The organism is Arenibaculum sp. (assembly GCF_035998295.1).
Taxonomy (GTDB): domain Bacteria; phylum Pseudomonadota; class Alphaproteobacteria; order Azospirillales; family Azospirillaceae; genus DASYHS01.
Genome location: NZ_DASYHS010000284.1, coordinates 22,497 through 29,002, shown reverse-complemented (window position 1 = coordinate 29,002; position 6,506 = coordinate 22,497). Strand labels below are relative to the sequence as shown.

The window sequence follows — 6,506 nt, the reverse complement described above, 5'->3', positions numbered from 1 at the left end:
CGCGCTCTTGTCGCGGTCGTGCCAACGCTTGGCCGAGACGGCGATGGCGGGCCACAGCATGGCCAAGTCGAAAAGCAACGGCAGGACCGGCGCGTCCAGCACTTCCGCCAACCTCCCGACCGCGAGCGATGCGGACAGGAGAGCCAGCATGAAAAGCCAGAACGGTTCCCGGTTGATCCGGCCTCGAACCGAAAACAGAAACGCCCCCATGCTCATGCCGTCCTCACGTGCCTCCACCCGGCCGCAGCGGATGCCGCGACCTCTGCTATGGGGTTCCGGCCGGCCCTGAACAAGCCGCCATCCCGATATGCCCGCGACGGATCCGCGTCCGCCCTGTTGGTTTGCGCGTCCAGATTCATATGGAGAGCAAAATGGCCGACATGCGCGAAACCCTCGTCGACTGGCTGCGCGATGCCCATGGCATGGAAAAGCAGGCGATCGACATGATGGAGGCCCATTCCGGGCGCCTGGAGCACTATCCCGAGCTCAAGGCTCAGATCGACCGTCACATCGCGGAGACCAGGGGCCAGGTCCAGCGCCTGGAAGACTGCCTCGGCCGGCTCGGCGCCGACACTTCGGCCGTGAAGACCGGCTTGGCGCGGGCGAGCGGGATGATGCAGTCGCTGCTCGGCAGCACCGCCAGCGACGAGGTGGTCAAGAACGCCATCGGCGAGGCGAGCTTTGAGCGGTTCGAGATCGCCAACTACCGTGTCCTGATCGCGGCTGCCGAGGCCTGCGGCGAGATGGAAGTCAAGCGCCTGTGCGAGGAGAGCCTCCGCGAAGAGGAGGCGATGGCCTCCTGGCTCGACCAGCAGCTCCCGATAGTGACCAAACGCTACCTGGGTATGCTGGAGACGGCGGGCACGAGCGCGGCCAAGCGCTGACCGATCGCCGGCCGGGAGGCAGGTGGCGGCGAGGCCCCGGGCCTCGCCCCCGTCCTCCCGGCCGTCATCGGTTCCGGGAACCTAGGCGCAGCAGGGATGTTCCGCTTGCGGCGTCGAACGCCGCCACCCGCATCAGGTTCCCGGAGGACAGATTGCCTCGCGCCGCCCCTGCCCCAACGGTCCCGGCACCGTGACCGGTCGTCCTGGCCGGTTCCAGCGGCTGATCGCAGACATGCCGAGATGCCGGTATCTCCCGCTGCTGCCTCTTGCGCTCGCGGCCTGTAGCGGCGACCAGAGTGTTTTGCGGCCTCGCAGTCCCGAAGCCGATGCGATCGAAACGCTGAGCATGGTCCTGTTCACGGGCGGCGCGGTGATTTTCGTCGCCGTCATGGGCCTCGTGCTGTACGCGCTGTTCGCCGATCCGGACCGCACGCGCCGCCTGACGGGCGATCATCTGGTCCTCTGGGGTGGCCTCGTCTTCCCGGCGGTCACGCTCGCGATCCTGCTCGTCTACTCGATTTCGGTCAGCAATGCGGTGACCCGGCCACCCGCGCAAGACGCGCTGCGCGTGGAGGTGATCGGCCACATGTGGTGGTGGGAGGTCCGCTATCTCGACGAGAGCGGCGAGCTGGAGTTCGTCACTGCGAACGAAATCCGCGCGCCGGTCGGCCGTCCCGTGGAAGTGGCGCTCACGACGGCGGACGTGATCCACAGCTTCTGGGTCCCGAACCTGCACGGCAAGATGGACCTGATCCCCGGCCACGTGAACCGCATCGTGTTCACGCCCCGCGAGGCCGGCGTGATGCGCGGCCAGTGCGCGGAGTTCTGCGGCGACCAGCACGCCTGGATGGCCTTCCATTTCGTCGCCCACGAGCCCGCCGAGTTCGAGGAGTGGCTGGAGCTGCAGCGCCGGCCGGCACCGGAGCCGCCGACGCCCATGCTCGCCGCCGGCCGCGAAGCCTTCGTCGCCTACGGCTGCGGCGCCTGCCACAGGGTGCGCGGCCTGGAGGGGGCGGACGGCGACCTCGGCCCCGACCTGACCCATGTCGGGTCCCGTCCCTCTATCGCGGCCGGCCGCCTCGACAATACCGTCGGTGCGTTCGGCGGCTGGATCGTCAGCGCACAGCACCTCAAGCCCGACAACTTCATGCCCTCGTTCGAGCACCTGGACGGGCCGACCCTGCGCGCCCTCGCGGCCTGGTTGGAGAGCCTGGAATGACGGCGCTGAAGAAGGGCGAAGACGCGCCGCCGGAGGGTGCCGACCCGGGCCTGGACCAGCTCCGCAGGGTATGGGCGCAGCCGAAGGGCCTGTCCGGGTACAAGGAGATCAACAACACCGACGTCGGGCGCTGGTACATCATCACCGGCCTGTTCTTCTTCGTCGCGGCCGGGATCATGGCGCTGATGATCCGTGCGCAGCTTGCCGTGCCGGAGAACGACCTGATCTCCCACGAGCTGTACAACCAGCTGTTCACGATGCACGGCACGACGATGATGTTCCTCTTCGCCGTGCCGATCATGGAGGCGATCGCGGTCTACGTGCTCCCCAACATGCTCGGGGCCCGCGACCTGCCCTTCCCGCGCCTGTCCTCCTACGGGTACTGGGCCTACCTGTTTGGCGGCCTGATGGCGTTGAGCAGCCTGTTCTTCGGCCTTGCGCCCAATTCCGGCTGGTTCATGTACGTGCCGCTGTCCGGCCCGGAGTATTCCCCGGGGGTCAACGCGGATTTCTGGCTGCTCGGCATCGGCTTCGTCGAGGTGTCGGCGGTCGCGGCCTCGATCGAGATCATCGTCGGCGTCCTGAAGTTCCGTCCGCCCGGCATGTCGCCGGACCGCATGCCGATCTACGCCTGGTACATGCTGGTGTTCGGCTTCATGGTCCTGTTCGGCTTTCCGCCGCTGGTGCTGGGCGACCTCCTGCTCGAGATGGAGCGCGCCTTCCACTGGCCCTTCTTCGACGTCGAGCGCGGCGGCGACCCGCTGCTGTGGCAGCACCTGTTCTGGCTGTTCGGCCATCCCGAGGTCTACATCATCTTCCTGCCCGCGGCGGGCATCGTCTCGACCGTGCTGCCCACCTTCGTCCAGAAGCCGCTGTTCGGCTACAGCTGGGTCGTGCTGGCGGCGGTGGGAACGGGTTTCATCAGCTTCGGGCTGTGGGTGCACCACATGTACGCGACGGGCATTCCCACCCTGTCCCTCAGCTTCTTCTCCGCCGCCAGCATGGCGGTGGCGATCCCGAGCGGCATCCAGGTCTTCTGCTGGATCGCCACGTTGCTGAACGGCCGGCCGATCCTGAAGACGCCGATGCTCTTCATCCTGGGCTTCCTCTTCATCTTCGTGCTCGGCGGGCTTACCGGCGTGATGGTGGCCTCGGTGCCTTTCGACTGGCAGGTCCATGACTCCTATTTCGTCGTCGCGCATCTCCACTACGTGCTGATCGGGGGCATGGTCTTCCCGCTGTTCGCGGGGCTCTACTACTGGATGCCGCTGGCGACGGGCCGCCTGATGTCGGAACGGCTCGGGCGCTGGGCGTTCGGCCTGATGTTCGTCGGCTTCAACGTCACGTTCTTCCCGATGCACATCGTCGGCCTGATGGGCATGCCGCGCCGCGTCTACACCTATCCCGCCGGCTTCGGCTGGGACTGGTACAACCTGACCGCCACGGTCGGCGCCTTCATGCTGGCCGCCGGCGTGGCCGTCGTCCTGTTCGATTCCTGGTGGCATCGCCGGCGCGGACCGAAGGCGGGGTTCAACCCCTGGAACGCCGGCACGCTGGAATGGCTGACCCCGACGCCCTCGGTCAATTACGGCCTGCGCAGCGTGCCCGTGATCAAGAGCCATTACCCCCTGTGGGACAACCCGGACCTGGTGGAATCCGTGCGCCGCGGCGAATGGTACCTGCCCGATGCCCGTTCCGGCCACCGGGAGACGATCCGCTCCAGCACCGTGGCGTCCCGCCCCGAACAGGTTGTCCGCCTGCCCCACCCGACCTGGCTGCCCATGATCGCGGCCTTCTTCACCGCCGCTTCGTTCGGGGTCGCCATCTTCAAGCTGTGGTGGATCGCCGGCTTGCTGATGGGCTGCCTGCTCATCTGCTCGGTCGTCTGGCTCTGGGGCACGGAGGATCGCCCGAGCCCGAACCGGTACGACGTCGGCTGCGGCGAGACGCTGCCCATCCATCTCAACGGCCCCAACACGCATTCCTTCTGGGGCATGGCGCTGCTGCTGATCTTCGACGGTACGGCGTATCTCTCGCTGGTCTTCTCGTATTTCTTCATATGGACCGCCTCTCCGGAGTTCCCGCCGCCGCGCTTCGAAGGGGGAGAGATGGCGGTGGCGGCGGCTTGCGCGGTCGCCATGCTCCTGGGCAGCGCCGCGGCCCGTCTCAGCGTGCATGCGAACCGACGGGGCCGGCATGGCCTCTACCAGCTCCTTCTCCTGGTGAACGCGGCATCGTTCGCGGCCGGTGCGCTCCTGATGGCGCAGACGCTCCGCATGGCGGGCCTGGGGCCGACGGAGAACGCCTATGGAGCCGTCCTCTGGATGATGGTTTCCTGGACCGGCTTCCACGTCGCGATCAGCCTGATCATGACGGCCTACTGCGCCGCGCGCGGACTGGCCGGCAGGATCGACGCCGAACGCTACCAGACCCTGCTGAACAGCGAGCTGTTCTGGCATTTCACCACCGCGGTGACGCTCGCCTCGCTGGCGGTGATGCACCTGTTCCCGCAGGTGGCCTGACATGGGACGGGTGATCCCCCGCGACAGCCTCGTCGGCATGGTCGGCGGACCGCTGGTCTGGACGGTCCACTTCCTGCTGATCTACGTCTTCACGGCCGTTGCCTGCGCCTTCCGCTTCGCCGACGTCACCTTCCTGGGGACCAGCATCGTTAACTCGCTGATGGTGATCGCCACGCTGCTGGCGGTCGCCGTGATCGGCTGGCTCGGCTGGCTCGCCTGGGGGCGGTACCGGAGGGCGGGCGGGCCCGAGCGGACGGACGACCCGCTGCTCTCGCGCCACCAGTTCTTCTCGCTCGTGGCGCTGCTGCTGTGCGTGCTGTCGGCGATCGGCGTGGTCTACGAGGGTATCCCGCTCCTGATGCTGCCGGCATGCGGGTGATGCGCCGCGCGGCGCTCCCGGCAGCGGCGTTCCTGCTGCTGCCGCCGGCGGACGCGCGGGCGCACGGCTTCACGCTGCTGGGCCCCGGCGATCTGTGGGCGGCCTGGTCGGTCGATCCCTGGGTCGTCGTGCCCCTGCTGGCGCTGCACTGGCTCTACGGGCGGGGCGTCGCCCGGCTGTGGCGGCGCGCCGGGGTCGGGCGCGGCATCTCCGTCGCGAGGGTCGCGTCCTTCGCCGCCGGAGAGGCGATGCTGGTGCTGGCTCTGGTCTGGCCGTTCGACGCGCTGGGCGAGACGCTGTTCTCCGCCCACATGATCCAGCACATGCTCCTGGCCGTCGTCGCCCCGCCGCTGCTGATCCTGGGAGCACCGCTGGCGCCGATGCTGTGGGCCCTGCCCGCCCCATGGCGCGGCAAGGTCGCCGGAGTGCTGGCCGCCCGCCCCCTCGCCGGCCCGCTCGCCTTCCTGACCCTGCCGTCGGTCGCGACCCTGCTGCAGATGGTTGCGCTCTGGGGATGGCACGCGCCGGGTGCGTTCGAGGCGGCACGCTTCGACGACCTCGTCCACACGATCGAGCACGTGTGTTTCCTCGGCACCGCGCTGCTGTTCTGGTGGGCGGTGATCCACAGCGGGCGTCACGGCCCAATGGGACGGCCGCTGGCCGCCTTCTGGACGCTGGTCACGGTGGTCGCCGGCGGCCTGCTCGGAGCGCTGCTGACCTTCGCGCCCCGCCAGCTCTATCCGAGCTACGGGGACGCGGCGACGCTGTGGGGCATCTCGGCGCTCGACGACCAGCAGCTCGCCGGCCTGATCATGTGGATACCCGCCGGTACCGTCCATCTGGTGACGGGCGTGATCCTGGTCGGCCTGTGGCTGCGCAGGCTCGAGCGGGAACCGCTCGCCTGAGGCGCTGTTGGTGCGCGGGCGACCGGATGAATCCGGTCAATGCGATGTCACCTAGGAGCACCACGATGAAGAACGGCACGATGAAGGATCTCCTGATCGAGGAGCTGCGCGACATCTACAACGCCGAGAAGCAGCTCACCAAGGCGCTCCCCCGCCTCGCCCGCGCGGCCAGCAACCAGAAGCTGAAGCAGGCGTTCGAGGCTCACAAGGAAGAGACCGAAGGCCAGATCGCCCGCCTCGAGCAGGTGTTCGAGAAGCTGGAGACCCGCGCGCGCGGCAAGCTCTGCCACGCGATGGAGGGCCTGGTCGAGGAAGCGCGCGACATCATGGAGAAGGACTTTCCGCCCGAGCTGAAGGACGCCGCCCTGATCGCCGCTGCCCAGAAGGTCGAGCACTACGAGATCGCCTCCTACGGCACGGTCCACGCCTATGCCCAGGCGATCGGCGAGCGCGACGTCGCCAACCTCCTCGAGGAGACGCTGAAGGAGGAGCGCGCGACCGACGAGAAGCTGAACCGTCTCGCGATCGACGACGTCAACAAGAAGGCGATCAAGGCCGCCTGACCCCGCTGCGGGGAAGCGGAGCGCGGCGGCATGC

Annotated in this window: 7 protein-coding genes; 6 read left to right on the top strand and 1 reads right to left on the bottom strand. The window is 68.2% G+C overall.

Annotation, left to right across the window (positions count from 1 at the left end; translation table 11 throughout):
* Nucleotides 1-216, bottom strand: a 216-nt coding sequence (locus VGO20_RS27135) for a DUF805 domain-containing protein (protein ID WP_327505540.1), incomplete at its 3' end; no start/stop codon positions are given.
* A 155-nt stretch (nt 217-371) separates the two neighbouring features.
* Here VGO20_RS27135 and VGO20_RS27130 point away from each other — a divergent pair.
* The 6 genes from VGO20_RS27130 (at nt 372) to VGO20_RS27105 (ending at nt 6,472) form a co-directional block, all read left to right on the top strand.
* On the top strand, nt 372-884 hold the full coding sequence (locus tag VGO20_RS27130) for a YciE/YciF ferroxidase family protein (RefSeq protein WP_327505539.1): 513 nt from the start codon (nt 372-374) through the stop codon (nt 882-884).
* Between the two features lie 232 nt (nt 885-1,116).
* A complete protein-coding gene (gene coxB / locus VGO20_RS27125; RefSeq protein WP_327505538.1) occupies nt 1,117-2,103 on the top strand; it encodes a cytochrome c oxidase subunit II in 987 nt (328 codons plus the stop codon).
* Nucleotides 2,100-4,625: a cytochrome c oxidase subunit I gene (gene ctaD, locus VGO20_RS27120; RefSeq protein ID WP_327505537.1), complete on the top strand. Its 2,526-nt coding sequence runs from the start codon at nt 2,100-2,102 to the stop codon at nt 4,623-4,625. The genes coxB and ctaD overlap by 4 nt, the downstream gene beginning before the upstream one ends.
* A 1-nt stretch (nt 4,626) precedes the next feature.
* Entirely contained in the window at nt 4,627-5,004 is a 378-nt protein-coding gene (locus VGO20_RS27115; RefSeq protein ID WP_327505536.1) for a hypothetical protein, read from the top strand.
* Nucleotides 4,995-5,909: a cytochrome c oxidase assembly protein gene (locus tag VGO20_RS27110; protein ID WP_327505535.1), complete on the top strand. Its 915-nt coding sequence runs from the start codon at nt 4,995-4,997 to the stop codon at nt 5,907-5,909. The genes VGO20_RS27115 and VGO20_RS27110 overlap by 10 nt, the downstream gene beginning before the upstream one ends.
* A gap of 65 nt (nt 5,910-5,974) precedes the next feature.
* The gene (locus VGO20_RS27105) at nt 5,975-6,472 is read left to right on the top strand and encodes a YciE/YciF ferroxidase family protein (RefSeq protein ID WP_327505534.1); all 498 of its coding nucleotides are present in this window, start codon (nt 5,975-5,977) and stop codon (nt 6,470-6,472) included.
* Nucleotides 6,473-6,506 lie beyond the last annotated feature (34 nt).